This is a genomic window from Pseudomonas sp. GNP014 (assembly GCF_054344005.1).
The window spans coordinates 1,990,550-2,015,588 of record NZ_JBTGUS010000001.1 but is presented as its reverse complement, the minus strand read 5'-3'; the positions used below and the strand labels follow the sequence as shown (position 1 = coordinate 2,015,588).

Annotated in this window: 23 protein-coding genes and 1 pseudogene; 15 read left to right on the top strand and 9 right to left on the bottom strand. The window is 61.8% G+C overall.

All coding sequences use genetic code 11. From position 1 onward, the window contains the following. Positions 1-8 precede the first annotated feature (8 nt). Positions 9-1,115: an ABC transporter permease gene (locus tag ACXX9E_RS09005; protein ID WP_458555313.1), complete on the top strand. Its 1,107-nt coding sequence runs from the start codon at positions 9-11 to the stop codon at positions 1,113-1,115. Continuing rightward, the gene (locus ACXX9E_RS09000; protein ID WP_123471136.1) at positions 1,115-2,041 is read left to right on the top strand and encodes an ABC transporter permease; all 927 of its coding nucleotides are present in this window, start codon (positions 1,115-1,117) and stop codon (positions 2,039-2,041) included. The genes ACXX9E_RS09005 and ACXX9E_RS09000 overlap by 1 nt, the downstream gene beginning before the upstream one ends. Before the next feature lie 59 nt (positions 2,042-2,100). Here the strand turns inward: ACXX9E_RS09000 and ACXX9E_RS08995 are convergent, their stop codons facing one another. After that, positions 2,101-2,547 (bottom strand): hypothetical protein, encoded by a 447-nt coding sequence (locus ACXX9E_RS08995; protein ID WP_128614368.1) that lies wholly within the window; start codon positions 2,545-2,547, stop codon positions 2,101-2,103. A gap of 83 nt (positions 2,548-2,630) precedes the next feature. Between ACXX9E_RS08995 and ACXX9E_RS08990 the strand changes: the two genes are divergently transcribed. From ACXX9E_RS08990 to ACXX9E_RS08980, 3 genes are all read left to right on the top strand, one after another. Further along, positions 2,631-2,981 carry a MerR family transcriptional regulator gene (locus ACXX9E_RS08990; protein ID WP_123471134.1) on the top strand — a complete coding sequence of 117 codons (351 nt, stop codon included), beginning with the start codon at positions 2,631-2,633 and terminating at the stop codon, positions 2,979-2,981. Between the two features lie 27 nt (positions 2,982-3,008). Beyond that, positions 3,009-3,704 carry an SDR family oxidoreductase gene (locus ACXX9E_RS08985; RefSeq protein WP_252142577.1) on the top strand — a complete coding sequence of 232 codons (696 nt, stop codon included), beginning with the start codon at positions 3,009-3,011 and terminating at the stop codon, positions 3,702-3,704. Positions 3,705-3,958: 254 nt separating this feature from the next. Next, complete coding sequence (locus tag ACXX9E_RS08980; RefSeq protein ID WP_336348243.1) at positions 3,959-5,317, top strand: 8-oxoguanine deaminase; 1,359 nt, start codon at positions 3,959-3,961, stop codon at positions 5,315-5,317. A 125-nt stretch (positions 5,318-5,442) separates the two neighbouring features. Here ACXX9E_RS08980 and ACXX9E_RS08975 read toward each other — a convergent pair whose 3' ends face one another. After that, positions 5,443-6,534 carry a calcium:cation antiporter gene (locus ACXX9E_RS08975; RefSeq protein ID WP_128614372.1) on the bottom strand — a complete coding sequence of 364 codons (1,092 nt, stop codon included), beginning with the start codon at positions 6,532-6,534 and terminating at the stop codon, positions 5,443-5,445. Positions 6,535-6,818: 284 nt separating this feature from the next. On the opposite strand from ACXX9E_RS08975, the gene ACXX9E_RS08970 reads away from it, so the two are divergent. The 3 genes from ACXX9E_RS08970 to ACXX9E_RS08960 all read left to right on the top strand — a co-directional run bounded on the left by ACXX9E_RS08970 (position 6,819) and on the right by ACXX9E_RS08960 (position 10,034). Further along, complete coding sequence (locus ACXX9E_RS08970) at positions 6,819-7,892, top strand: BMP family ABC transporter substrate-binding protein (RefSeq protein ID WP_123471126.1); 1,074 nt, start codon at positions 6,819-6,821, stop codon at positions 7,890-7,892. 142 nt (positions 7,893-8,034) lie between these two features. Beyond that, complete coding sequence (locus ACXX9E_RS08965) at positions 8,035-9,000, top strand: 2-oxoglutarate and iron-dependent oxygenase domain-containing protein (RefSeq protein ID WP_267805661.1); 966 nt, start codon at positions 8,035-8,037, stop codon at positions 8,998-9,000. An 80-nt stretch (positions 9,001-9,080) separates the two neighbouring features. After that, positions 9,081-10,034, top strand: coding sequence for an adenosine deaminase (locus ACXX9E_RS08960; RefSeq protein WP_123471122.1), 954 nt, complete (start codon positions 9,081-9,083; stop codon positions 10,032-10,034). A 121-nt stretch (positions 10,035-10,155) separates the two neighbouring features. Here ACXX9E_RS08960 and ACXX9E_RS08955 read toward each other — a convergent pair whose 3' ends face one another. The 3 genes from ACXX9E_RS08955 to vimR all read right to left on the bottom strand — a co-directional run bounded on the left by ACXX9E_RS08955 (position 10,156) and on the right by vimR (position 13,649). After that, entirely contained in the window at positions 10,156-11,538 is a 1,383-nt protein-coding gene (locus ACXX9E_RS08955; protein WP_340134233.1) for an MFS transporter, read from the bottom strand. A gap of 131 nt (positions 11,539-11,669) precedes the next feature. Next, positions 11,670-12,401: an ArsR/SmtB family transcription factor gene (locus ACXX9E_RS08950; RefSeq protein WP_123471118.1), complete on the bottom strand. Its 732-nt coding sequence runs from the start codon at positions 12,399-12,401 to the stop codon at positions 11,670-11,672. A 318-nt stretch (positions 12,402-12,719) separates the two neighbouring features. Beyond that, positions 12,720-13,649, bottom strand: coding sequence for a transcription regulator VimR (vimR, locus tag ACXX9E_RS08945; protein ID WP_123471116.1), 930 nt, complete (start codon positions 13,647-13,649; stop codon positions 12,720-12,722). 117 nt (positions 13,650-13,766) lie between these two features. On the opposite strand from vimR, the gene ACXX9E_RS08940 reads away from it, so the two are divergent. Both ACXX9E_RS08940 and ACXX9E_RS08935 read left to right on the top strand, forming a co-directional pair. Continuing rightward, positions 13,767-14,780 (top strand): zinc-binding alcohol dehydrogenase family protein, encoded by a 1,014-nt coding sequence (locus ACXX9E_RS08940; RefSeq protein ID WP_123471114.1) that lies wholly within the window; start codon positions 13,767-13,769, stop codon positions 14,778-14,780. Between the two features lie 150 nt (positions 14,781-14,930). Next, entirely contained in the window at positions 14,931-15,104 is a 174-nt protein-coding gene (locus tag ACXX9E_RS08935) for a hypothetical protein (RefSeq protein WP_007914687.1), read from the top strand. A gap of 7 nt (positions 15,105-15,111) precedes the next feature. Here the strand turns inward: ACXX9E_RS08935 and ACXX9E_RS08930 are convergent, their stop codons facing one another. Further along, entirely contained in the window at positions 15,112-16,314 is a 1,203-nt protein-coding gene (locus ACXX9E_RS08930; RefSeq protein WP_123471112.1) for a multidrug effflux MFS transporter, read from the bottom strand. Between the two features lie 149 nt (positions 16,315-16,463). Then, a complete protein-coding gene (locus ACXX9E_RS08925) occupies positions 16,464-16,661 on the bottom strand; it encodes a heavy-metal-associated domain-containing protein (protein ID WP_123471110.1) in 198 nt (65 codons plus the stop codon). A gap of 148 nt (positions 16,662-16,809) precedes the next feature. Between ACXX9E_RS08925 and ACXX9E_RS08920 the strand changes: the two genes are divergently transcribed. The 3 genes from ACXX9E_RS08920 to cueR all read left to right on the top strand — a co-directional run bounded on the left by ACXX9E_RS08920 (position 16,810) and on the right by cueR (position 20,124). Then, entirely contained in the window at positions 16,810-17,193 is a 384-nt protein-coding gene (locus ACXX9E_RS08920) for a hypothetical protein (RefSeq protein ID WP_186748585.1), read from the top strand. Between the two features lie 127 nt (positions 17,194-17,320). Further along, a complete protein-coding gene (locus ACXX9E_RS08915) occupies positions 17,321-19,714 on the top strand; it encodes a heavy metal translocating P-type ATPase (protein ID WP_458555312.1) in 2,394 nt (797 codons plus the stop codon). Continuing rightward, on the top strand, positions 19,711-20,124 hold the full coding sequence (cueR, locus tag ACXX9E_RS08910) for a Cu(I)-responsive transcriptional regulator (RefSeq protein ID WP_458555311.1): 414 nt from the start codon (positions 19,711-19,713) through the stop codon (positions 20,122-20,124). The genes ACXX9E_RS08915 and cueR overlap by 4 nt, the downstream gene beginning before the upstream one ends. On the opposite strand, the gene ACXX9E_RS08905 is transcribed toward cueR, so the two are convergent. Both ACXX9E_RS08905 and ACXX9E_RS08900 read right to left on the bottom strand, forming a co-directional pair. Then, on the bottom strand, positions 20,078-21,292 hold the full coding sequence (locus tag ACXX9E_RS08905) for an MFS transporter (protein ID WP_458555310.1): 1,215 nt from the start codon (positions 21,290-21,292) through the stop codon (positions 20,078-20,080). The genes cueR and ACXX9E_RS08905 overlap by 47 nt on opposite strands. 310 nt (positions 21,293-21,602) lie before the next feature. Further along, on the bottom strand, positions 21,603-22,499 hold the full coding sequence (locus ACXX9E_RS08900; RefSeq protein ID WP_123471103.1) for a PA4780 family RIO1-like protein kinase: 897 nt from the start codon (positions 22,497-22,499) through the stop codon (positions 21,603-21,605). Between the two features lie 444 nt (positions 22,500-22,943). On the opposite strand from ACXX9E_RS08900, the pseudogene ACXX9E_RS08895 reads away from it, so the two are divergent. Then, a pseudogene (locus ACXX9E_RS08895) lies at positions 22,944-24,032 on the top strand (HAMP domain-containing protein); the annotation flags it as partial. Positions 24,033-24,122: 90 nt separating this feature from the next. Beyond that, positions 24,123-24,890 carry a methyl-accepting chemotaxis protein gene (locus ACXX9E_RS08890; RefSeq protein WP_418951573.1) on the top strand — a complete coding sequence of 256 codons (768 nt, stop codon included), beginning with the start codon at positions 24,123-24,125 and terminating at the stop codon, positions 24,888-24,890. The last annotated feature ends 149 nt before the right edge of the window (positions 24,891-25,039 follow it).

Here is a 25,039-nt window from a genome sequence, read left to right as displayed (position 1 = left end):
TTATTCACATGCTGCTTTCCCTCGAACCCCGTGGCCAGCAATCGCGCCTGATGCTGTGGTGCTCGCCGCTGTTGGCGGCGCTCCTGACACTGGGCTGCGGTTCGCTGCTGTTTATGGCCCTCGGTCATGATCCGCTGCACACCTTGCACACCCTGTTGATTGCACCGGTCAGCGACCTGTATGGCGTCTCCGAATTGCTGGTCAAGGCGTTGCCGATTCTGCTCTGCGCACTCGGGCTGGCCGTGGCTTATCAGGCGCGCATCTGGAACATCGGTGCCGAAGGTCAACTGTTGCTTGGCGCACTCGCCGGCAGTGCGTTGGCGGTGAACATCATCGACATGCAAAGCCGCTGGGCGCTGGTGCTGATCCTGCTCACCGGCACCCTCGCCGGTGCCGCGTGGGCCGGGCTGACGGCGTGGTTGCGCACGCGCTTCAACGCCAATGAAATCCTCACCAGCATCATGCTCAATTACATCGCGCTGAACCTGTTGCTGTTCTGTGTGCACGGGCCGCTGAAGGACCCGGCCGGGTTCAACTTTCCCGAGTCGGCGATGTTCGGTGACGCCAGTCGTCTGCCGTTGCTGATGGAGGATGGCCGTGTACATGCCGGGGTGTATTTCGCCCTGCTCGCGTTGGTCGCGGTGTGGGTGCTGTTGAAGAAAAGCTTTGTCGGCTTCCAGATCAAAGTGCTTGGGCTGGACAAGCGTGCAGCGGGGTTTGTCGGTTTTCGCGAGAAACGGCTGATCTGGCTGGCGCTATTGATCAGCGGCGGTTTGGCCGGGCTGGCCGGAGTCTGCGAAGTGACCGGGCCGATCGGTCAACTGGTGCCACAGGTGTCGCCGGGGTATGGCTACGCGGCGATTACCGTGGCGTTTCTCGGGCGCCTGAATCCAATCGGCATTCTGTTCTCCAGCCTGCTGATGGCGCTGCTGTACATCGGTGGCGAAAATGCGCAGATGACCCTCAACCTGCCGCAAGCGATCACCCAGTTGTTCCAGGGCATGATGCTGTTTTTCCTGCTCGCCTGTGACGTGCTGATTCTCTATCGGCCACGCCTGAAACTGCGCTGGGCACGGCGCACCTCGACCACTGCCGCAACCGCCGGAGCGCTGTGATGGACATTGATCTGCTGAGCAATATTTTCTACGCCATGGTGCGTTGCGGCACCCCCCTGTTGTTGGTGGCGCTGGGTGAACTGATCTGCGAGAAGAGCGGCGTGCTCAACCTCGGCCAGGAAGGGATGATGCTGTTTGGCGCTGTCATCGGTTTTATCGTGGCACTGAACAGCGGCAACCTGTGGTTGGGTGTGTTGCTGGCGATGCTCGCCGGCATGCTCTTGTCGTCGCTGTTTGCCCTGGTGGCGCTGGTGTTCAACGCCAATCAGGTAGCGACCGGCCTGGCCCTGACGATTTTTGGTGTGGGACTGTCGACGTTTGTTGGTGCGGCCTGGGTCGGTAAACCACTGGCCGGCTTCGAGCCGTTGGCGATTCCGTACTTGAGTGAAATTCCGCTGATCGGGCGGATGCTGTTTGCCCAGGATCTGCTGGTGTACCTGTCGTTCGCCCTGTTTGCGCTGGTGGCCTGGGTGCTCATCAAGAGTCGTGTCGGGTTGATCATTCAGGCAGTCGGCGAAAACCCGGATGCCGCCAGTGCAATGGGTTTGCCGGTACTGACCGTGCGCACCCTGGCGGTGCTGTTCGGCGGGGCGATGGCCGGGTTGGCCGGGGCGTATCTGTCGCTGGCATACACGCCGATGTGGGCCGAGAACATGACCGCCGGGCGCGGCTGGATCGCCCTGGCACTGGTCGTGTTTGCCAGTTGGCGGGTGTGGCGCCTGTTGCTCGGGGCTTACCTGTTCGGCCTCGCCAGCATCCTGCACCTGGTGGCGCAGGGGCTGGGGCTGGCGATTCCGTCGAGTCTGCTGGCGATGCTGCCGTATGTGGCGACGATTGTGGTGTTGGTGCTGTTGTCGCGCGATGCGGTGCGGACTCGGTTGTATGCGCCGGTGTCGTTGGGGCAGCCGTGGCAGGCGGGGCATTGATTAGTGTGTGAGCGGGCCTCTTCGCGAGCAGGCCCGCTCCCACATTTTCCGCGCCCGACTCAGGAATGTGAGGTGATACCCATCTCCTGTGGGAGCGAGCCTGCTCGCGAAGACTTACTCACAGGCAGCACCTGAGCAATACCCCACGCCAGTTCAAGGACCAGAAAACCTACCACCAACGAACTGGCGCCGTGGGCCAAGGCATACGCCAGCCACGCGGCGAACAGAAATCGCGTCACCGCGTCATAGCGCCCGTAAATCTGCTGCGGATCACGAATCCGCAGCACCGCCCACATGCACACCACCGAACCGAACAAATTAGCCATCAACCGATGCACAGGTTCGAACGGCGGCAGCTCGCCGGGCAGATCCAGCGCCTGACTCAGCGCCGTCAATAACCCATGCAACACAGCAAAACTCCACGGTGTGACAAACGCCGCCGTCACGATCAAGTCATACCAGGCACTGCCGCGCACCAACTGCCGATACTGCGTTGAAGTCCACATCATCCTTGCTCCGAAAATTCAGGGAGCAACCACGCTAAAGCCTGGAGTATGCTCCAGGGTCAAACACTTTCGAGATCTGCAAGATGCGCATCGGTGAGTTAGCCCAGGCCTGCGATGTCAGTCGTGACACGTTGCGTTTTTACGAAGAGCGCGGATTGATCACGGCACGACGCAGCGCCAACGGTTATCGCGACTATCCGCCGGAGATGGTGCAACTGGTGCTCTACATCAAAACGGCGCAGCGTCTGGGCTTTACCCTCGGCGAGATCGGCAGCAGCGTTGGCGCGTTGTGGCAATCGCCAAACCCCGATACTACTGTCACGCAACTGCTGCAAGACAAGCTCAAGTTGGTCGAAACCCGCATGGCCGAGCTCGGCGAGCTGCGCCACGAATTGCAGCATCGGCTCAGTCAACGCTGTCCATTGAACCCGTGATCTTTCAACTTTCAAGGAACGCCCATCATGTCCGCACTTAATCCTGCCAAGCACGCACTGATCATCGGCGCCTCCCGGGGCCTCGGCCTGGGCCTGGTGAAAACCCTGCTGGCCGACGGTTGGCAAGTCACCGCCACGGTTCGCAATCCTGCGAACGCCGAGGCGCTGAAAGCACTGGGCAACGTGCAGATCGAAAAGCTCGACATGGATGATCAGCAAGCCGTGATCGCCCTGAGCCAACAGCTCAAGGGCGAAACCTTCGACCTGCTGTTCGTCAACGCCGGGGTCAAGGGCCCGGAAGTGCAAACGCCCGGCGGCGCGACACTGGCCGAAGTCGGCCAGTTGTTCTTCACCAACGCGGTGGCGCCGATCAATCTGGCGCAACGCTTCGTCGGGCAGATCCGCGACGGCAGCGGTGTACTGGCGTTCATGAGTTCCGGGCTGGGCAGCGTCACCGTGCCCGACGCGCCGGAACTGGCGCTGTACAAAGCGAGCAAGGCCGCGCTGAACTCGATGACCAACAGTTTCGTCACGCAATTGGGCGAGCAGAAACTCACGGTGCTGTCGCTGCACCCGGGCTGGGTGAAGACCGACATGGGCGGTGAAGGTGCCGACCTTGACGTGGAAACCAGCACGCGTGGGCTGATTGATCAGGTGAATGCGTACACCGGCAAGGGCGGGCATCACTTCATCAACTACAAGGGTGAAACCATTCCCTGGTGAGCAAAGCAAATCCTGTGGGAGCCGGGCTTGCCCGCGATGACGGCGTGTCAGTCTCCGCATGAGGTGGCTGATCCGCCGCCATCGCTGGCAAGCCAGCTCCGACAGGGATGTGAGTTGTCCTGTCGGGTTGGGCTTGCCCGATGCCGCGATTTGTTTGAAACTGCGCGCCTCGTCCTTCGCGGCGACCCTGGATCAGCAGACAGGGCAACACTGAGCTGGCAACCCTGAACCCCACTTTCAGAGGAGCCGGCAACATGCCCGCGACCCGTACCTGGTTAAAAAATCCCCTCGCCATTTTCACGGCCAATGCGCTCGATGCCCGTGGCGGTCTGGTGCTGCAAGACGGCGTGATCGTCGAAGTGCTGGCAGCCGGTCAACAACCGTCCGCGCCGTGCAATGAAGTGTTCGATGCCCGCGAGCATGTGATCCTGCCGGGCCTGATCAACACCCACCATCATTTCTATCAAACCCTGACGCGCGCCTGGGCGCCGGTGGTCAATCAGCCGCTGTTCCCGTGGCTGAAAACCCTGTACCCGGTGTGGGCGCGGCTGACCCCGGAAAAACTCGCCCTCGCGACGAAAGTGGCGTTGGCCGAGCTGTTGCTGTCGGGTTGCACCACCGCCGCCGACCACCACTACCTGTTCCCGGACGGTCTGGAAAACGCCATCGACGTGCAAGTCGAAACCGTGCGTGAACTGGGCATGCGCGCCATGCTTACCCGTGGCTCGATGAGCCTCGGCGAGAAGGACGGCGGCCTGCCACCGCAGCAAACCGTGCAGGAAGGCCAGGTGATTCTCGACGACAGTCAGCGCCTGATTCACGAGTACCACGAGCGTGGCGACGGTGCGCAAATCCAGATCGCTCTGGCGCCGTGCTCGCCGTTCTCGGTAACCCCGGAAATCATGTCGGCCAGCGCCGAACTGGCGAACCAACTCGACGTGCGCCTGCACACGCACCTGGCGGAAACCCTCGACGAAGAAGACTTCTGCCTGCAGCGCTTCGGCCTGCGCACCGTGGATTATCTGGACAGCGTCGGCTGGCTCGGCCCGCGCACCTGGCTGGCCCACGGCATCCACTTCAACCCGGACGAAATCGCCCGCCTCGGCCAGGCCGGCACCGGCATCTGCCATTGCCCGAGCTCGAACATGCGCCTGGCGTCCGGCATCTGCCCGAGTATCGACTTGACCGATGCCGGTGCGCTGTTTGGTCTGGGCGTGGACGGCTCGGCCTCCAACGATGCGTCGAACATGATCCTCGAAGCGCGGCAGGCGCTGTACATCCAGCGTCTGCGCTACGGCGCGGAAAAGATCACCCCGGAACGCGTGCTGGGCTGGGCAACCAAAGGCTCGGCAAGCCTCTTGGGGCGTACCGACATTGGTGAACTGGCGGTGGGCAAGCAAGCGGATCTGGCATTGTTCAAGCTCGATGAGCTGCGTTTCTCCGGCAGCCATGATCCGATCTCGGCACTGTTGTTGTGCGGTGCGGACCGCGCGGATCGGGTGATGATCGGTGGCAAGTGGCGCGTGGTGGATGGTCAGGTCGAAGGGCTGGACCTCAAAGGCCTGATCGCTGATCACAGCCAGGCAGCTCGGCAGTTGATCGCCGGGACCTGATCCCAAGCGGGTTAAATCCTGCAGGGGTGAGCCTGCTCGCATTTGCGGTGTATGAGGTATGAATATCTCGACTGACACTCAGCTATCGCGAGCAGGCTCACTCCTGCAATTGTTTTGTGGTGGGCTTAGAGGCCCAACAGCGACAACATGATGAAGGTCGCAAACAGCACAAAGTGCGTCATGCCTTCGATGGCATTGGTCTCGCCGTCATTCAGGTTGATCGCGCTGACGATCAGCGTGATGAAGATCATCACCGTCTGCACCGGGGTCATCGCCATTTGAAATGGCTGGCCGGTGTACAGCGCCATCGCTTCCATCACCGGCACAGTCAGGATCACCGTCGACAGTGACGCCCCCATCGCAATGTTCACCACCGATTGCATGCGGTTGGCCAACGCCGCACGCAACGCAGTCAAAATCTCCGGCGCCGCCGAAATCGCCGCCACCAGAATCGCCGTGATCACGGGCGGTGCGCCTGTGCCTTCCAGGCCCAGATCGAGGGTCTTGGACATCACTTCGGCCAGCGCGCCGATCACCACCACTCCGAACACCAGAATGCCGATCGACCACGCCAGGCTCAGCGGTTTCTGCGCCTCCTCCACCGGCTCTTTCTTGCGGCGCTTGTCCGGGTAGCTGTAGCTGAAAAAGTAACTGTGCGGGCCGACCTGCATACGCAGGAATAACGCGTAAAGCACCACCATCGCGCCGATGGTGAACGCCGAATAAATCTTCCAGTTGGCCGCCGGAATAAACTCCGGCACCACCATCGAAACGCCCATGGCGGTGAGGATCATCACGCTGTAGCTGCGCGCCGAATCGTCGTTGTACGACTGCTCGCCGTGCTTGAGTCCGCCCATCAACGCGGCGAGGCCGAGGATGCCGTTGATGTCGAGCATCACCGCCGAATAGATCGTGTCGCGCACCAGTGTGGCCGACGCCTCGTTGCTCATCATGATCGCCAGAATCACCACTTCCACCAGCACCGCGGCGAGGGTCAGGATCATCGTGCCGTAGGGGTCGCCGACTTTTTCCGCGAGCAGTTCGGCATGATGGGCGACGCGCATCGAGGCGGCGACGATGAAGGCGATCAATACCAGGCCAGACATCAGCGCGACGATCTGGCCGCTGTGCAGCATCCAGTGTTCCAGCGGGTAGGCGATGCACGCGGCAATCACCGCCAGCAGCAGAAAGCTTTCTTGCTTGAGAATCGTGAGCATGGCGGGCCTTTTTGCCGAGAGGTTCGAATGAGCTACTGACTGCGGCGCGGCGCTAACGTTTCGTTACACCTTAGCGCACCAACTGATAGCGGTACTTTGGCAGGTGCACTTTTATTGGCCTTGCAGGCCCTGTCGCGAGCGGGCTCACGCCTACAGACGAATGCGATCCCTGTAGGCGTGAACCTGCTCGCGATGGCCTTCATACGGTTTCGAGCCGTTTGTTGTCCTTTTGGTCAGCAATTTGCATTGCCCTCGACCACACACAACAAAAGGAGCTCCAATTCATGCAAATACGTCCGCTGCACAAACTGCTGTGCGCCGCCATCGGTCTGGGGATCAGCCTGAGCGCCAGCGCTGCCGATCCGCTGAAGGTCGGTTTCGTCTACATCGGCCCGATCGGCGACCACGGCTGGACGTATCAGCATGAACAGGGGCGCAAGGCCCTCGCCGAAAAACTCGGCGGACAAATCACCACCAACTACGTGGAAAACGTCGCCGAGGGGGCCGACGCCGAGCGGGTGATCCGCAACATGGCCAAGGACAACTACGACCTGATCTTCACCACCTCGTTCGGCTACATGAACCCGACGCTGAAAGTCGCCAAACAGTTTCCCAAGGTGACCTTCGAACACGCCACCGGCTACAAGCAGGACAAGAACCTCGGCACCTACCTCGCGCGTACTTATGAAGGCCGTTATGTCGGTGGCTTCCTCGCGGCGAAGATGACCAAGACCAAGAAGATCGGCTACGTCGCCTCGTTCCCGATTCCCGAAGTGATCCGCGACATCAACGCGATCCAGTTGGCCCTGAACAAGTACAACCCCGGCACCGAAATCAAAGTGGTGTGGGTCAACTCGTGGTTCGACCCGGGCAAGGAAGCCGACGCCGCCAACGCACTGATCGATCAGGGCGTGGACGTGGTGTTTCAGCACACCGACAGCCCGGCGCCGATCCAGGCCGCCGAGCGGCGCGGCGTATACGCCGTGGGCTACGCCTCGGACATGGCGCACTTCGGCCCGAAAGCGGTGCTGACCTCGATCGTCAACGACTGGGCGCCGCACTACATTCAGGCCACGCAAAGCGTGATCGACCACACGTGGAAGTCGCAGGATTATTGGGGTGGACTGAAGGAAGGCACCGTTGAACTGCCGATCAGCGATCTGGTGCCGGCCCCGGTGAAGGCCGAGGCCGAGCAGATCATCGCCGACATCAAGAGCGGTGCATTGCAGCCGTTCACCGGGCCGATCAAGGATCAGGCCGGCGTGGAGAAAATCCCGGCGGGCGTGAGTGCGACCAATGCCGAACTGGCGTCGATGAACTACTACGTTGAAGGGATGAAGGCCGAGATGCCGAAGTAACTTTTACTAACGACACGGCCCCTGTGGGAGCTGGCTTGCCAGCGATGAGGCCATCACATTCGACATCATTGTTGCCTGTCAGACCGCTATCGCTGGCAAGCCAGCTCCCACATTTGAGCTTCAGCGTATTCAAGGATTGCGTATGGATCAGCTTCCGATCATCGACATCAGCCCGCTCTACTCCAACGACGAAAACGCTTGGCCCGCCGTGGCCGGGCACATCGACCAGGCCTGCCGCGAATGGGGCTTCTTCTACATCAAGGGCCATCCGATTTCCACGCAACGCATCGCCGCCCTGCTTGATCACGCGCAGCGCTTTTTCGCACAACCGGCCGAAGAAAAACTCAGGATCGACATCACCCAGACCCGCCATCATCGCGGCTACGGCGCTATCGCCACCGAGCAGCTCGACCCGGACAAACCCAGCGACCTCAAAGAAACCTTCGACATGGGCCTGCACCTGCCGGCCGATCATCCAGACGTGCTCGCGGAAAAACCGCTGCGCGGGCCCAATCGCCATCCGGCGCAAGCAGGCTGGGAAGCCTTGATGGAGCAGCATTACCTCGACATGCAGGCGCTGGCGCAAACCCTGTTGCGGGCGATGACCATTGCGCTGGGCATCGAACGCGATTTCTTCGACTCGCGCTTCAATGAGCCGGTCAGCGTGCTGCGCATGATCCACTACCCGCCGCGCCACACCGCCAGCAGCGCCGAGCAGCAAGGCGCCGGGGCACACACCGATTATGGCTGCATCACCCTGCTCTATCAGGACAGCGCCGGCGGCCTGCAGGTGAAAAACGTCAATGGCGACTGGATTGATGCGCCGCCCATCGAAGGCACCTTCGTGGTCAACCTCGGCGACATGATGGCGCGCTGGAGCAACGACCGTTATCGCTCGACACCGCACCGGGTGATCAGCCCGCTGGGGGTGGATCGCTACTCAATGCCGTTCTTCGCCGAGCCGCACCCGGACACCCGCATCGAATGCCTGCCCGGTTGTCAGGACTCACAACACCCGGCGAAATATCCGACCACCACCTGCGGCGAATTCCTGCTGTCGCGCTTTGCCGACACCTACGCCTATCGTCGCGAGCGGGAAGCGGTCTGATGGATCGCTTGGTCAGGTTTTGCCAATTGTTTCGGCGAGCATCTGTAGAATGCCGTCATTGCACCTGATGAGAAAAGCATATGTACGACTGGCTCAACGCCTTGCCCAAGGCTGAACTGCACCTGCACCTGGAAGGCTCGCTGGAGCCCGAGCTGCTGTTCGCCCTGGCCGAACGTAACAAGATCGCCCTGCCGTGGAGCGACGTCGAAACCCTGCGCAAGGCTTACGCCTTCAACAACCTGCAGGAATTCCTCGACCTGTATTACCAGGGCGCCGACGTGCTGCGCACCTCCCAGGATTTCTACGACCTGACTTGGGCCTACCTGTTGCGCTGCAAGGCGCAGAACGTGATTCACACCGAGCCGTTCTTCGACCCGCAGACCCACACCGACCGGGGCATCCCGTTCGAAGTGGTGCTCAACGGTATCGCCGCAGCGCTGAAGGATGGCGAGCAGCAACTGGGCATCACCAGCGGTTTGATCCTCAGTTTCCTGCGCCACCTGAGCGAAGACGAAGCACAGAAAACCCTCGATCAGGCGCTGCCGTTCCGTGACGCCTTCGTTGCCGTCGGCCTCGACAGTTCCGAGATGGGCCACCCGCCAAGCAAATTCCAGCGGGTGTTCGACCGTGCTCGCCACGAAGGTTTCCTGACCGTCGCCCACGCCGGTGAAGAAGGTCCGCCGGAGTACATCTGGGAAGCGATCGACCTGCTGAAAATCCAGCGCATCGACCATGGCGTGCGCGCCATCGAGGACGAGCGCCTGATGCAGCGGATCATCGACGAGCAGATCCCGCTGACCGTGTGCCCGCTGTCGAACACCAAGCTTTGCGTGTTCGATCACATGTCGCAGCACAACATCCTCGACATGCTCGAGCGTGGGGTGAAGGTCACGGTGAACTCCGATGACCCGGCGTACTTCGGCGGTTATGTCACCGAGAACTTCCATGCGCTGTACGAACACCTGGGCATGACCCAGGATCAGGCCAAGCGCCTGGCGCAAAACAGCCTGGATGCGCGTCTGGTAAAACCGTAAACCTCAGCGCATAACCCTTTGCAGGGGTGAGCCTGCTCGCGATCGCGTCGTGTCAGTCGAAACATCTGTATCTGACACACCGCCATCGCGAGCAGGCTCGCTCCTACAATTGGATTTGTGTTCAGCCTGCGACTTGGGTTTCAGTCAGCTCCTCCAGCGTCTTGCCCCGCGTCTCCATCCCGAACAGCCACACCACCCCCGCCGCGATCGCAAAACACAACGCCCCCAGCGCAAACACCCCGCCCTGCCCGGTTATCGGAAACACCAGCCCGGTCACCAACGGCCCGAGCAATGAGCCGACCCTGCCAATCGCCGAGGCAAACCCCGAGCCGGTCGCCCGCGCCGAGGTTGGATACAACTCGGGCGTGTAGGTGTAGAGCACCGCCCACATGCCGAACAGGAAAAACTGCATCAGCAGCCCCGTACCGATCAGCAGTGCCACGTTGCCGCCGAACACCGCGCTCTGGCCATAGAAAAACGCCATCACCCCACCGCCGAGCAAGGTGACGATGCACACCGGTTTGCGCCCCCAGCGCTCGACCAGCCACGCCGCCATCAGAAACCCGGGAATCCCGCCGAGCGAGATCAGCACCGTGTAATACACCGACTGGGTCACGGCGAAACCCGACTGTTGCAGCAATGCACTGAGCCACGACGTCAGGCCGTAAAAACCCAACAGCGCGAAAAACCACAAGCTCCAGATCATCGTCGTGCGGCGGCGGTATTGCGCCGACCAGATTTGCTTGAGGGCCGAGAAAAAGCTGCCCGGTGGCGTCACCGTCCGCGGCAAACTCACCGGTTCGGGCAACGTGGTGACACCGAGCGATGCGCGCACGCGCTGTTCGATCGCGGCCAAGACCTTGTCTGCCGCCTCATGCCGCCCGGCCTGTTCCAGCCAGCGCGGCGATTCGGGGATAAAGAAACGGATCGCCAGGACAAACACCGCCGGCACCGCCAGCACCAGAAAGATGTCGCGCCAGCCAATCACTGGCAGCAGGAAATACGACAGCACCCCGGCCGCAACAAACCCCAACGGCCAGAAACCATCCATCAGGGCAATGTAGCGTCCGCGTCGTTGCGCCGGAATCAGCTCCGACAACATCGACTGAGCGATGGGAAACTCCATGCCCATGCCGATTCCCAACAGGATGCGGAACAGCGTGAGCATCTCGACGGTTTGCGCCGTCGAGCACAGGTAACTGGCAACGCCCCACAACACGATGCTCCACTGGAACACCGGCTTGCGGCCGAAACGGTCGGCGAGCAGGCCCGACAGCGACGCCCCCAGCACCATGCCGAAAAAACTCGAACTGGCGAGCAGGCCGGCTTGCGCGCTGCTCAGGCCGAATTCGCTTTTGATCGAGCCGAGCAGGAACGTCATCATCGCCAGGTCCATGGAGTCGAAGAAGAACGCCAAAGCAATAATGATGAAAATGATGCGGTGATACCCGCTCAGTGGCAGACGTTCCAGGCGTTCTGCCGCGCTAAAGCGTTGAGTGTCCATATCGTGCTCCCCCATCCGGAAATTCCCCGGATCGAGTGTGCGCGATGGTGATTCAGAGGTCGTACTGAATGCGACCTGCTCGCAGTCGTAGGCGACGCCGGGACGGCCTGACGTCGATCACGAATGCTCTATCACGCCATTTCCAGCTCGGTTTCCCGGGCAAACCGCTGCAATTCACGCTGGCCTGTGGCCGTCAATTGCAGGGCTCTGGAGTCATTGGGCAAGGTCAGCCACCCCGACTGCATGAACAACTGCAGCAGCGCCGCGCCGAGAGAGCCGCCCAGGTGTGGGCGTCGCTCGCTCCAGTCCGGACAGGCGCAGGCCACCTGCACATTGCGGTGTGCCAGTGCCTGGATGAAAACCCCGCGACCGGCCAGCTGTTTCGCGCCCTTGTGGGTGACCACTACGCGTTGCTCAAACTGTTCGATCCAGCCGACGTCGAGCAGTCGCTGATACAGGTCAGCGGCCAGCGTGCCGCCCAGGTGGTCATCGCAAAAGCGTGCGCGCAACAGCGAAGAAGGTGCCGCCTGGGATTTGGCCATCGGTGTGGTGCGTTTGAAAATCTCGGGAATGTCCCGTGGTGCGCTGGCGATGGTGGCGCTGGCCAGCGCTTCGATGGCGGCGCCGACCTCGGGTGCCGAGAGACGGAAAAAGCGTTTGCGACCACGGACTTCGACCTTCAACAGACCGCCAGTGGACAGACGCGCCAGATGCGCGCTCGCCGAGGATGGTGACAACCCTGCCAGCAACGCCAGCTCCTCGGATTGGCGGGCCGAGCCATCCATCAGCGCCCACATCATCGCGCTGCGCTTGGGATCGGCCAGCAGCGTGGCGATCTGGCTGATGCAAGGTGCATGTTCCATGTATTCACTCCCTGTGGAATCGTATCGTCTACTGCTCGGAGACATCTTGACCAAGTAATGGGGCATCGGCCAAGGCGCGCGCATCACCCTGAACCGGGGCAAGGCAGGCCATTGGCTCAGCAGCCTGCGGCACTGATCTCGCCGCGGTGGCGCTGGCAGACATTAAACAGCGCCCGGTCGGCCGGACGGTGTCCGGGCCGGGGTTTGCGTACTGGCTTGAGGCGGACGCTAGTATAAGCGGGATGGGCGCCGCGTCCTGTAACGGGGCCTGCACGGGTGGTGATTGTTCCTGAGAGAAATTTCTCTATTTACCTGCGACTAATGATCAACTCTCGGGAAAGCGGGAAATTGACTACTCAAATCGGCGCATCGACTGGCGAGCATTTCCCTCAGCAGGTTCACCGGCTTACTCAATTGGGCGCGATGGGCGCACAACAAATTCAGCGGAGCGCGCTCGCACAACAACTCCGGCAACAGCACTTTGAGGCGCCCCGCCAGCACGTCGGCGCCCACGTCCAGCCAGGATTTGTAGGCAATGCCCGCCCCCGCCACGGCCCATAAGCGCACCACGTCCGCGTCATCGCTGAAGCGGTCGCCGCTGACCGTCAGGCCGACTTCACGTTTGCCGTCGTGGAAACTCCAATGGTCGTGGACGCGGCTGCCAAGCATGTACAACAGGCAATTGTGCTGGGCCAGTTGTTCGAGCTGGCGCGGTTCACCATACCGCGCCAGATAGGCCGGGGAGGCACAGAGCACGCGGCGGTTATGCGCAGCGATGGGCAAGGCGATCAGGCTGGAGTCTTCCGGTTCGCCATAACGCAAGGCGATGTCCACCGGCTGACGGAACAGGTCGGCGATGCGGTCCCCCAATAACAGGCGTACCGTCAGTTTCGGATGTGCGCGCTGGAAATCATCGAGCCAGGGCAGCAACAGATTGCGCCCGAAATCCGACGGCGCCGACAGCTGCAGAATCCCGCTGACCTGATCCTGCCCGCTGGCCAGCAGACGCCGGCCCTCGTCGAGATTGCTCAGCGCCGCCCGGGCGTATTCGAGAAAGCCCTCGCCCTCTGCCGTCAGGCGCAGGCTGCGCGTCGAACGAGCCAGCAGGCGTGCGCCCAGCTGCTGTTCGATTCGCTTCAACGCCGCACTGGCGACCGCCGCCGACATGTCCATCACCCGCGCCGCCGCCGACAGACTGCCCAGATCCGCCGCGCGAACAAACAACTGCAAGTCATCGAAACGCAGCATCCTCAGCCCCGATTATCAAAAAAACATTGAAAGAGACTGCTGTTTTAGCCGGTTTTATCTTGCAGAGAAATAGCCAATCATCTGTCCCATCGTTGTCCCCACTTCTGGAGTCCCCCCATGAAAGCCATCGCCTACTACGCCTCCCTGCCGATCAGCGACGAAAAAGCCCTGCAAGACATCGAACTGCCAGAACCGGTCGCCGGCCCGCGCGACGTGCTGGTGGAAGTCAAAGCCATTTCGGTCAACCCGGTCGATACCAAAGTGCGGCAGAACGTGGCCCCTGAAAACGGCGCGGCAAAAGTGCTCGGCTGGGACGTGGCCGGTGTGGTCAAGGCCGTCGGCAGCGAAGTGACGCTGTTCAAGGCCGGCGACAAGGTCTTTTATGCCGGTTCCATCGCCCGCGCCGGCGGCAACAGTGAACTGCACGTGGTCGATGAGCGGATCGTCGGCCATATGCCCAAGTCGCTGGGTTTTGCCGAAGCCGCGGCCCTGCCGCTGACGGCGATTACCGCGTGGGAATTGCTGTTCGAGCGCCTGCAGATTCGCGAAGGCAACACCGATGAAGGCCAGAGCCTGCTGATCGTCGGCGCAGCCGGTGGCGTCGGCTCGATCCTGACGCAACTGGCCAGTCAACTGACCGGGCTCAACGTGATCGGCACCGCTTCCCGTGCGCAGACCCGCGACTGGGTCAGCCAGTTGGGCGCCGATCTGGTGATCGATCACAGTCAGCCGCTGAGTGAAGAACTGAAGCGCGCCGGCATTGACAGCGTGACCCACGTCGCCAGCCTGACCCAGACCGATCAACACCTGGATCAACTGGTCGAAGCCCTGGCACCGCAAGGCAAGCTGGCACTGATCGACGATCCGAAATCCCTGGACGTGACCAAGCTCAAGCGCAAGAGCCTGTCGCTGCACTGGGAGTTCATGTACACCCGTTCGCTGTTCGAAACCGCCGACATGATCGAGCAGCACAATTTGCTCAATCGTGTGGCCGAACTGATTGACGCCGGGACATTGAAGACAACCGTGGGCGAGCACTTCGGCACGATCAACGCGGCCAACCTGCGTCGGGCCCATGCGTTGCTGGAAAGTGGCAAGGCCAAGGGGAAAATTGTTTTAGAAAGTTTCTAAAGGCAAAGGATCGCAGCCCTCGGCAGCTCCTGCGGGCTTCGAGGGCTTTTTGCCGTCAGTCTGACAGTTGACCCTTGTCACAATTGCGATCGTATTCAGGTCTACAATCGAAAACTCTGCGATACATCTTTTACGCAAGGGAGGTCAGCAATGAAGATCCTGATAAAAGAAGTGGCAAAGTCTCAATGGCAGGTTCGTCTGGACCAACACGCCGTCACTTTCCGCAGTGAAGCCGAAGCACTGGCCTTTACCCGCACCCTCGAAGCGCGACTCTGCGCCCCCCATCAGATTCCCGACCGCAGCCAACAGCGCGCTGCTGGCTGACGACTGTTCAGGCCTGCGCCTGGGCTTGTGCCAACGCTCGGGCATTCTGCAGACGCCGGGTGAGCATCGCGACGCTCACCACCAGCACACCGCACAGGCTGATGACCATGGACATCGGCACGGCGGTGCCGTCGTGCAGCACGCCCACCAGCGCCGATGCCCCGGCGGCGACACTGAACTGCATGCAACCGAGCAACGCCGACGCGCTGCCGGCACGGCCGCCCTGCCCGTTCATCGCGCAAGCGGCAGCGTTGGGACTGATGCAGCCCAGGCTGGATACACAGATGAACAATGGAATCAGCAATGGCCACAAGGCCGCGGTATGCAAGGTGCTGACGGCCAGCAGCGTCAGCCCGGCCGCCAGATAAACCCAGACCGCGCGCGCCAGCAGGAACGCCGGGCCACGCTTGGCCAATAACCGCGCATTGACCTGTGCGACGAGAATGAAGCCCGCCGCGTTGGTACCGAACAGCCAGCCGAAATGCTCGGCCGGTACGCCATACAGCTTGATGAAGATGAATGGTGAACCGGCGATGTAGGCAAACATCCCGGCAATGGCGATACCGCCGGTCAGCGCGTGGCCGAGGTAAACCGGATCCTTCAGCAGGCGCCCGTATTGGCGCAGGGCACCGGACAACGGTTGGCGCGGCATGTGCGCCGGCATACTTTCCGGCAGGCCAAGAGCGACCGCCAGTCCGGCCAGCGCACTGAACACGGTCAGTGCCAGGAAGATCGACTGCCAGCCCGTGGTGTTGACCAGCAGACCGCCAAGCATCGGCGCCAGAATCGGCGCCAGGCCCATCACCAGCATCAACTGCGAGAAGACTTTTGCCGAACCGACTGCGTCGCATTTGTCGCTGACCACCGCCCGGGCAATCACCATGCCTGCGCAACCGCCCAACGCCTGCACGAAACGCGCACCGATCAGCCAATCCAGATTCGGTGCATAAGCGCAGGCCAGCGAGGCGAGGGTGAACAGCGTCAGGCCCACGAGCAACGGAATCCGTCGGCCGAAGCGATCCGCCACCGGACCGTACGCCAGTTGACCGATCGACAACCCGGCGAAATACGCCGCCAGCGTCATCTGCACGTGTTTCTCGTCGGTGCCGAAGGCCAGCGCCATCGCGGGAAAGGCGGGCAAATAGAAGTCGATGGCCAAAGGACCGAAAGCGGTCAAGGCTCCGAGAATCAGAATGGTACGGAAGTTCATCAGGCACCCAGGTTGGCAAGTCGGCAGCCCGACAGTCTAGCCGCGCGTGGACGCCTTGAACATTCCGATAGCTCGCTAACAATTAAATAACCTGGAAGCCGGGCGCAAATCGGTGGCGAGGGAGCAAGCTCCCTCGCCACTGGGGTCAATCAGGCCAGTTTCACGGCGTAACCTTCCTCGCTGATGACCTCGATCACCTGTTCGGCACTCAGCGAACTTTCCACGCCGACCTCTTTCGCCGCCAGATCGACCCGCACGCTGGCCGCCGGATCCTTGGCCTGCACCGCCCGAGTGATGGCGTTGACACAGTGACCGCAGGACATGCCTTGAACGTTGAACACTTGCATGCGATGACTCCTTTGAGTGAGGTTGCCGGCAGTCTCGAGCTTGCCACGATGGCAAGGTCAAGTTCTGAAAGAAACTGCCGGGCTGGCAATCGGCGCCGCGCTCGGCCAAGCTGCGTACATCAATGACTTCTATTCAGGAGATTCAGCCATGCGCTGGTCAGCTTACAGCCTGTTTGGCTTCCTCAGCCTTTTTGCCGCATTGCCCCAGGCCAACGCGACCGGCGAGGACTACGCCGTTCTGATCATCTCTCGCGAGCGCCTGGAAGTGCCGACCTCCTGCGAGATTGGCGTGTACATCCAGGATCAGTTTGCCGGGCGCTTGCTGCAGGAACAGTCCACCTCGTTCAACCTGCAACATGGCACGTTCTCCATCCGCCTGAAGCTGGAGCCGAGCCAGGTCCCGGGCTGCAAGCCGGGCATGCTGGCACCGCCGGCGCAGGAGATCTCGCTCAAGGCCGGTGACGTGGTCAAGTACCGGATTGCAGCATCCGCCAAAGGCTTGTACCTGCGACCTGCCGCTCTCGAATACTGAGCAAAGGCAGACTGTGGGAGCAAGCTCGCTCCCACAGGTGTTTTGTGACGCGCCAGAGATTGGCGCTTGACCTTGCCCGCATGGCAAGGTTGATCCTTGTAGGCATCTACTACAGGGAGTACGACCGATGTCCGATTCCATCACTTTCGACCTGCCGATTGCCGGCATGACCTGCGCCAGTTGCGCCGGACGGGTCGAGCGGGCGTTGAGCAACGTCAGCGGCGCCAGTGCGGTCAGCGTCAACCTCGCCACCGAACAGGCCCGCGTGCAGGCACCCGGCGGCAGTCTGCCGGCGCTGATGGAGGCGGTGACGCGTGCCGGTTACAGCGTGCCGCAACAGACCCTCGAATTGAGCATCGACGGCATGACCTGCGCTTCCTGCGTCGGTCGCGTCGAGCGTGCCCTGAGCAAGGTCCCGGGGGTGAAAAGCGTCAGCGTCAATCTGGCCAACGAACGCGCCCACCTCGAACTGCTCGGCAAAGTCGACGCGCAAACCCTGCTCGACGCGGTGAGCAAGGCCGGTTATTCGGCCAGCGTCTGGCAAGCCGAACACCCACAAACCGATGACCAACAGCGGCGTCTGCAACATGAGCGCTGGGCGCTGATCTGCGCAATCGCCCTCGCCTTGCCGCTGGTGCTGCCGATGGTGCTGCAACCTTTCGGCATTCACTGGATGCTCCCGGCCTGGGCGCAATTCGCCCTCGCCACCCCGGTGCAATTCATTTTCGGAGCACGGTTTTATGTCGCCGCGTGGAAAGCCGTGCGCGCCGGCGCTGGCAACATGGACTTGCTGGTCGCCCTTGGCACCAGCGCCGGCTATGGCTTGAGCCTGTACGAGTGGGCCACCGCCGCCGGGCGCATGCCACACCTGTATTTCGAAGCGTCAGCGGTGGTGATCGCCCTGGTGCTGCTCGGCAAATACCTCGAAAGCCGCGCCAAGCGCCAGACTGCCAGCGCCATCCGCGCCCTCGAAGCCTTGCGCCCGGAGCAGGCGATGCAAGTGATCGACGGCCGCGAGCAAGACGTCGCCATCAGCGCACTGCGCCTGAACGATCAGGTATTGGTCAAACCTGGCGAACGCTTCCCGGTTGACGGCGAGGTGCTGGAAGGTCAGAGCCACGCGGACGAAGCCTTGATCAGCGGCGAAAGCCTGCCCGTGCCGAAACAACCGGGGGACAAGGTCACCGGTGGCGCGATCAACGGTGAAGGCCGGCTGCTGGTGCGCACCACCGCCCTCGGCGCGGAAAGCGTGCTGGCGCGGATCATCCGTCTGGTCGAAGACGCCCAGGCAGCCAAAGCGCCGATCCAGAAACTGGTGGATAAAGTCAGCCAGGTGTTCGTGCCGACGGTGTTGGTGCTGGCCCTGGCAACGTTGATCGGCTGGTGGCTGTACGGCGCGCCCATGGAAACCGCGTTGATCAACGCCGTCGCCGTGCTGGTGATCGCCTGTCCGTGTGCCCTCGGCCTCGCCACCCCGACAGCGATCATGGCCGGCACCGGTGTAGCGGCGCGGCACGGCATTCTGATCAAGGACGCCGAAGCGCTGGAGCGTGCCCATGAAGTCAGCAGCGTGGTGTTCGACAAGACCGGCACCCTGACTTCCGGCACGCCGCGCATCGCCCATTTCAGTGCCGTCGACGGTGACGAAGACGCCCTGCTGCAAATGGCCGGCGCCCTGCAACGCGGCAGTGAACACCCACTGGCCAAAGCCGTGCTGGACGCGGCTGCCGAGCGTGATCTGAGCGTGCCCGATGTCAGCGACAGCCAATCCCTGACCGGGCGTGGCATCGCCGGCAACCTTGGCGGGCGGCGCCTGGCGCTGGGCAACCGGCGCTTGCTGGAAGAAAGCGGGTTGAGCGCCGGCAGCCTCGCCGAATCGGCCACGGCCTGGGAAGGCGAAGGCAGGACCTTGTCGTGGCTGATTGAACAAAGCCCCGAGCCGCGTGTGCTTGGTTTGTTCGCCTTCGGTGACACGCTCAAGCCCGGCGCACTGGAAGCGGTGCAACGACTGGCCGCTCGCGGTATCCACAGCCACTTGCTGACCGGCGACAACCGCGGCAGCGCTCGCGTGGTCGCCGAGGCGTTGGGCATTGCCAACGTTCACGCCGAAGTACTCCCGGCCGACAAAGCCGCCACGGTCGCCGAACTGAAAAAAACCGGCGTGGTGGCGATGGTCGGCGATGGCATCAACGACGCGCCGGCACTCGCCGCAGCCGACATCGGCATCGCCATGGGCGGCGGCACCGACGTGGCCATGCACGCCGCCGGCATTACCCTGATGCGCGGTGATCCACGACTGGTGCCGGCGGCGCTGGAGATCAGCCGCAAGACCTACGCGAAGATCCGCCAGAACCTGTTCTGGGCCTTCGTCTACAACCTGATCGGCATTCCGCTGGCGGCGTTCGGCTTCCTCAACCCGGTGCTGGCCGGCGCGGCGATGGCGCTGTCGAGCGTCAGCGTGGTGAGCAATGCGCTACTGTTGAAAACCTGGAAACCCAAGGATCTGGAGGAGCACCGATGAACATCGGCCAAGCGGCCCGGCACAGTGGCCTGAGCGCAAAAATGATCCGCTATTACGAGTCGATCAGCCTGCTCAAGGCGGCTCATCGCACCGACAGCGGTTATCGGGTCTACGGCGATGATGACCTGCACACCCTGGCATTCATCAAGCGTTCGCGGGACCTGGGGTTTTCCCTGGAGGAAGTCGGCAAGCTGCTGACCCTGTGGCAGGATCGCCAGCGCGCCAGTGCCGACGTGAAGGCTCTGGCGCGCCAGCACATCGACGAGTTGAATCAGAAGATCCGCGAACTCGGCGAATTGCGCGACACCCTGCAGGATCTGGTCGAGCACTGTAATGGCGACCATCGCCCCGATTGCCCGATCCTCAAGGAACTGGCGTCGGGCTGCTGCGCGCAACCCGCTCGCGCTTGAGTGCGAGGACTTTCACCGTCACTAACGTACCGAGCGGGATGCCGTGGAACAGCAGCACCACGGCACCCGGCGTCCACCAGCCATAGAACGGCGCGGCAATCAGCATGCCGACGCCGAACCCGGTCATTTGCAGCAAGGTCAGGAAGCTGAAGATCGGCAGGCGCAAATGCTCCGGTTCGCGTTGCAGGCGCGACATCAGGCCCACTTCGGAAAAGCCGTCGCCCAACCCTGCCGGCAGGGAAAACAGCAACAGACCGAGAAGGCTGTGCTGCTGGAACATCAGGATGAAGCCGCAGGACATCAGCGCCACGCCGAAGAAAAACCGGCGCTCGAGGTGGCCGTTGTCCGAACCCTTGAGGCGGCTGGCGATGCGCGCGCCCAGCAGTTTGCCGCTGGCCCATACCGCGAGCATCAGGCCCAGCGTGGTACTCGCCGACTCTGGCGTGAGCAGTTTGGAGATGATCGGAAAACCAACGTTGTGTGCGGCACTGCCCAAGGTGTCGGCCATGGTCACGGCGAGCATCGCCGCAATCACCGGCGCGCTGCGCAGGCCCTGCTTGAGGACTGACCATTCGCCGCGTTCGCAGGTTGATTGTTCGCTGACGTCTGAAGCGGCGAAGCGCAACGGCGCACTCAACAGCGCCGCCAGCACATAGGTCAGTGCGTTGAGCGCGAATACCGTTTCAAAACCGAACGCTGCCACCAGCAAACCGGAGACCAGACTGCCGCCGACCATCGCTGCGGATGACGCCGAGGTGATCCAGGCATTGGTTTTCAGCAGCTGCGCCGGCTCAATCAGCCTCGGCAACTGGCTGTTGAGGCCGATGGCGAACATCGAGTTGCCAAAGCCCAGGCCGAATGCGATCACCGGTAACAGCAACGCCTGCTGGCTCACCGGCAGGATCAACAACAGGCCAAGCAGCGCCGCGCGTAGCAGATCGAAGGCAATCAGCGGCACCCGACCATTCCAGCGGCGGTAGAAACGAGTACCGATCAGACTGGCAAAAATCCCCCCGCCTACACGGCTGGCGAGAAAGATCCCGACGCTCATGGCGCTGTTGCTCAGCAGGTAGACGTAAGTCGCCAGCGCAACCATGTTGAGGAAAGCGCCGAAGTCGGAGATCAGCCGGGCGGCGATGATCAGATGGGTGTTGCGGGGGGTGGTCACATTCAGTCCTTGAGTGTGGTTGGCGCGGTGGACAGTAGACTTGAATTTGCGTTGATCCGAAAGAGCCCCTCACCCTAACCCTCTCCCAGAGGGAGAGGGGACTGATTGGGGGATATTTGGGAGGTACACCGACCTGAACGTTTTTCGTTGAATCCATAATCGACTCGTTTTTTCAGGTCGATGTATGACGCAAGACACCTCGGTCGGCCCCCTCTCCCTCTGGGAGAGGGCTGGGGTGAGGGGCTTCTGGGTTCCAAGGCATCTGATTCAAACAAAAAACCCGGCCGAGGCCGGGTTTCTGGTCAAGCGATCACTGCATCCACGGGGGTGGCGGTGGCTCGTCGGACTTGCCTTTCGGCTCGTCGTCCGCTGCACGGATTGCCTGCTTGCGCTCCTCGTCGAGGCGCGCCGCTTCGATCTCGCGCAACACCCCGCCAACGTCGGCCAGGTCTTCCGGATCATCGAACTCACCGGTCAGCACACTGTTCGGGTGCAAGGTGCCAGCTTCGTACAACGCCCACATTTCCTTGGCGTACTTGGTCTTCTTCAACTCCGGGGCAAAGCGGCCGAAGTACGAAGCCATGTTGCCGACATCGCGCTCCAGCATGCTGAAGGCGTGGTTGTTACCGGCAGCGTCGACGGCTTGCGGCAGGTCGATGATCACCGGGCCGGTCGGCGTCAACAGCACGTTGAACTCCGAAAGGTCACCGTGCACCAGACCGGTACACAACATCAGCACGATCTGCGAAATCAGGAACGCGTGATATTCGCGCGCCTGATCCGGCTCCAGCACCACGTCGTTCAGACGCGGCGCGGCATCGCCGAATTCGTCGGCCACCAGTTCCATCAACAGCACGCCGTCGAGGAAGTCGTAGGGTTTGGGCACCCGCACGCCGGCACCGGCCAGACGGAACAGCGCCGCCACTTCGGCGTTCTGCCAGGCATCTTCGGTCTCTTTGCGACCGAACTTGGAGCCCTTCGCCATCGCCCGAGCCTGTCGGCTGTTGCGAACCTTGCGGCCTTCCTGATACTCGGCCGCCTGGCGGAAACTGCGTTTGTTCGCCTCCTTGTAGACCTTTGCGCAACGTAACTGATTGCCGCAGCGCACCACATAAACAGCTGCTTCTTTACCACTCATCAGTGGGCGCAGCACTTCGTCGACCAGACCGTCCTCGATCAGGGGTTCAATGCGTTTTGGAGTCTTCATCAGCTTTTATTGTGGGTCCTTTATTACCAAACACGCGAATGTCACTCGTTATACGGCAATCCTCGCATCACGGGGAGGGGTTGCCGACCTGTGAACCTTGAGAATGCACACACTGTGCCGGATTGAACGGCGCCAACGCTACGCGTACATGACCGTTGCGAATCATAGCCGAGCCCACCGAACTTGTAGGCGCCCGTGTTCAAGGGCATTTGCGACAGAATCTGACAGTTGCCTTCACACCCGTCGCAAGATTTTTCCGCAGTGCCCTCAATTTCCCCGTTTTGCAGCCGAAGTCCTCAATGACAGAGGGATTTGTCCGACAATCGTTCCACAAGAATCAGCGATGTCGCACTCAGGGAAACGGGTGATCCACACCGTTTTCGGCTGCCAATAAACCACAAGTCATCTGCACTGCGTGGGCCTACAAGAAAATCTGGAGCGCGGATGAACATCAAACAGAAATTGACGTGGGCGTTTGCAATCGTCGCCTGCTTGCCGGTGGTGCTGGTCGCGACCCTGGTGGTGATGAACCTGCGCAGCGATGCCCGGGACAGTTTTGTCGACAGTAGCGGTCGCGAGATTCGTCAGGTCAGCAATGCCATGCAGCTGTTTTTTGATGGCATCAGCCAGAACGTCGATTACCTGGCGTCGCAACCGCTGATCAAAAACACCGACGACAGCCTCAAGACCTACATGAGCGCCAACGCCGAATCCATCCCCCAGGGTGAGATGGATAAAAAGGTCTTCGCGTTCCTGCAGGATCTGGGCAACGCTCACCCGGCGTACGCCTATGCCATCGTCGGCACCGCCGCCGGCGGCTACGTGTCGTGGCCGGATGATCCCAAACTCAACAACTACGACCCGCGTCAGCGGCCGTGGTACAAGGCGGCCCAGGCCAAACCGGGCAAACCGTTCCGGACCGCCGCTTACTACTGGGCGCAGGACGATGCGACCTACGTCAGCACCGTGCGCACCATCGACAACAAACTCGGCAGCAACGGCGGCGTGGTCAGCATCGACGTGACGCTCAAGCAGCTCACCGAGATCGTCAAGCAGATCAAGCTGGGCGAAACCGGCTACCTGATGCTCCTGGAAAACAGCGGCACGGTGCTGGTCGACCCGAAACAGCCGGAACACAATTTCAAGCCGCTGGACAGCCTCGGCGAAGGTTATGCGCAGCTGGCCAAGGCCGGCAAAGGCCTGGTCGAAGTCGAGCTTAACGGTGAGCGCTACATGGCCAACGTCTGGCCGTCGGAGCAATTGGGCTGGACCTTCGTCGGCCTGATCAAGCAGAGCGATGTGATGAGCTCGGCCACGCAACTGACCTGGCTGATCGCGATCATCGCCGCCGCGCTCGCCGTGCTGTTCGCCGTGGTCGGCGCCAGTTTTGCCAGCCTGATCGTGCGTCCGATCCGCAGCGTCGCCAGTGGCCTGGAAGGCATCGCGCAGGGCGAAGGCGACCTGACCAAAAACCTCGACATCCGTGGCAACGACGAAACCGCGCAACTGGCCAACTGGTTCAATCAGTTCCTCACCGCAATCCGCAGTCTGATTCAGCACATCGGCGGCGCCGCCGGAAAAATCCTCGCCACCTCGCAGAGCTCGACCCGGGTCTCCAGCGACATGGCCGAAGCGGCCGGACGACAGCGTGAAGCGGTAGACATGGTGTCGACGGCGTTCCACGAAATGGTCGCCACCGCCAACGAAGTCGCCCGCTCGTGCAGTCAGGCGGCGGACTCTGCCGACAGCGGCCAGCGTCAGGCCCGCCAGGGGCAACAGCAGATTGATGCAGCGGTGCACAGCGTCGATCAACTGAGCCAGGAGCTGGAGCAATCGGCACAGTCGATGCAGCAACTGGAGCGCGACAGCAACGATATTCAGTCGATTCTCGGCACCATCCGCTCCATCGCCGAGCAGACCAACCTGCTGGCGCTCAACGCCGCCATCGAAGCCGCCCGCGCCGGTGAACAGGGGCGCGGCTTTGCCGTGGTGGCGGATGAGGTGCGCGCACTGGCCAAACGCACGGCGGACTCGACGGCGGAAATCGACGGCTTGCTCGGCAACCTGGCCAAGCGCACCAGCGAGGTCACGCAACAGATGCACGCCAGCCTGCAAGTCTCGCAGCAGTCAGTGACGCGCATCGGCGAAGCGCGCGAGAGCTTCGGTCAGATCCGTGAGTCGGTCGACGTGATTCGTGACATGAACACGCAAATCGCCACCGCCGCCGAAGAGCAGCATCAGGTGGCTGAAGACATCAATCGGCACATCAGCCAGATTCATGGCGATGCGCAACTGGTGGCGGAACTGGCGAACTCGGCACAGCAGGATTCGCAGAGTCTGGCGGGGCTGTCGAATGAGCTGGACGGGTTGGTACGTCGTTTTCGTACCTGAACCTCGGTCAGCCCCTCTCCCGGAGGGAGAGGGGGCTGACCGAGGTGTCTGGCGTTATACATCGACCTGAAATACCGCGTCGAATTTGGACTGGCAAAATTCTCCAGACTGGGTCGATTCTGGATTCAGCGCTGTTCTCTCACGTCAGC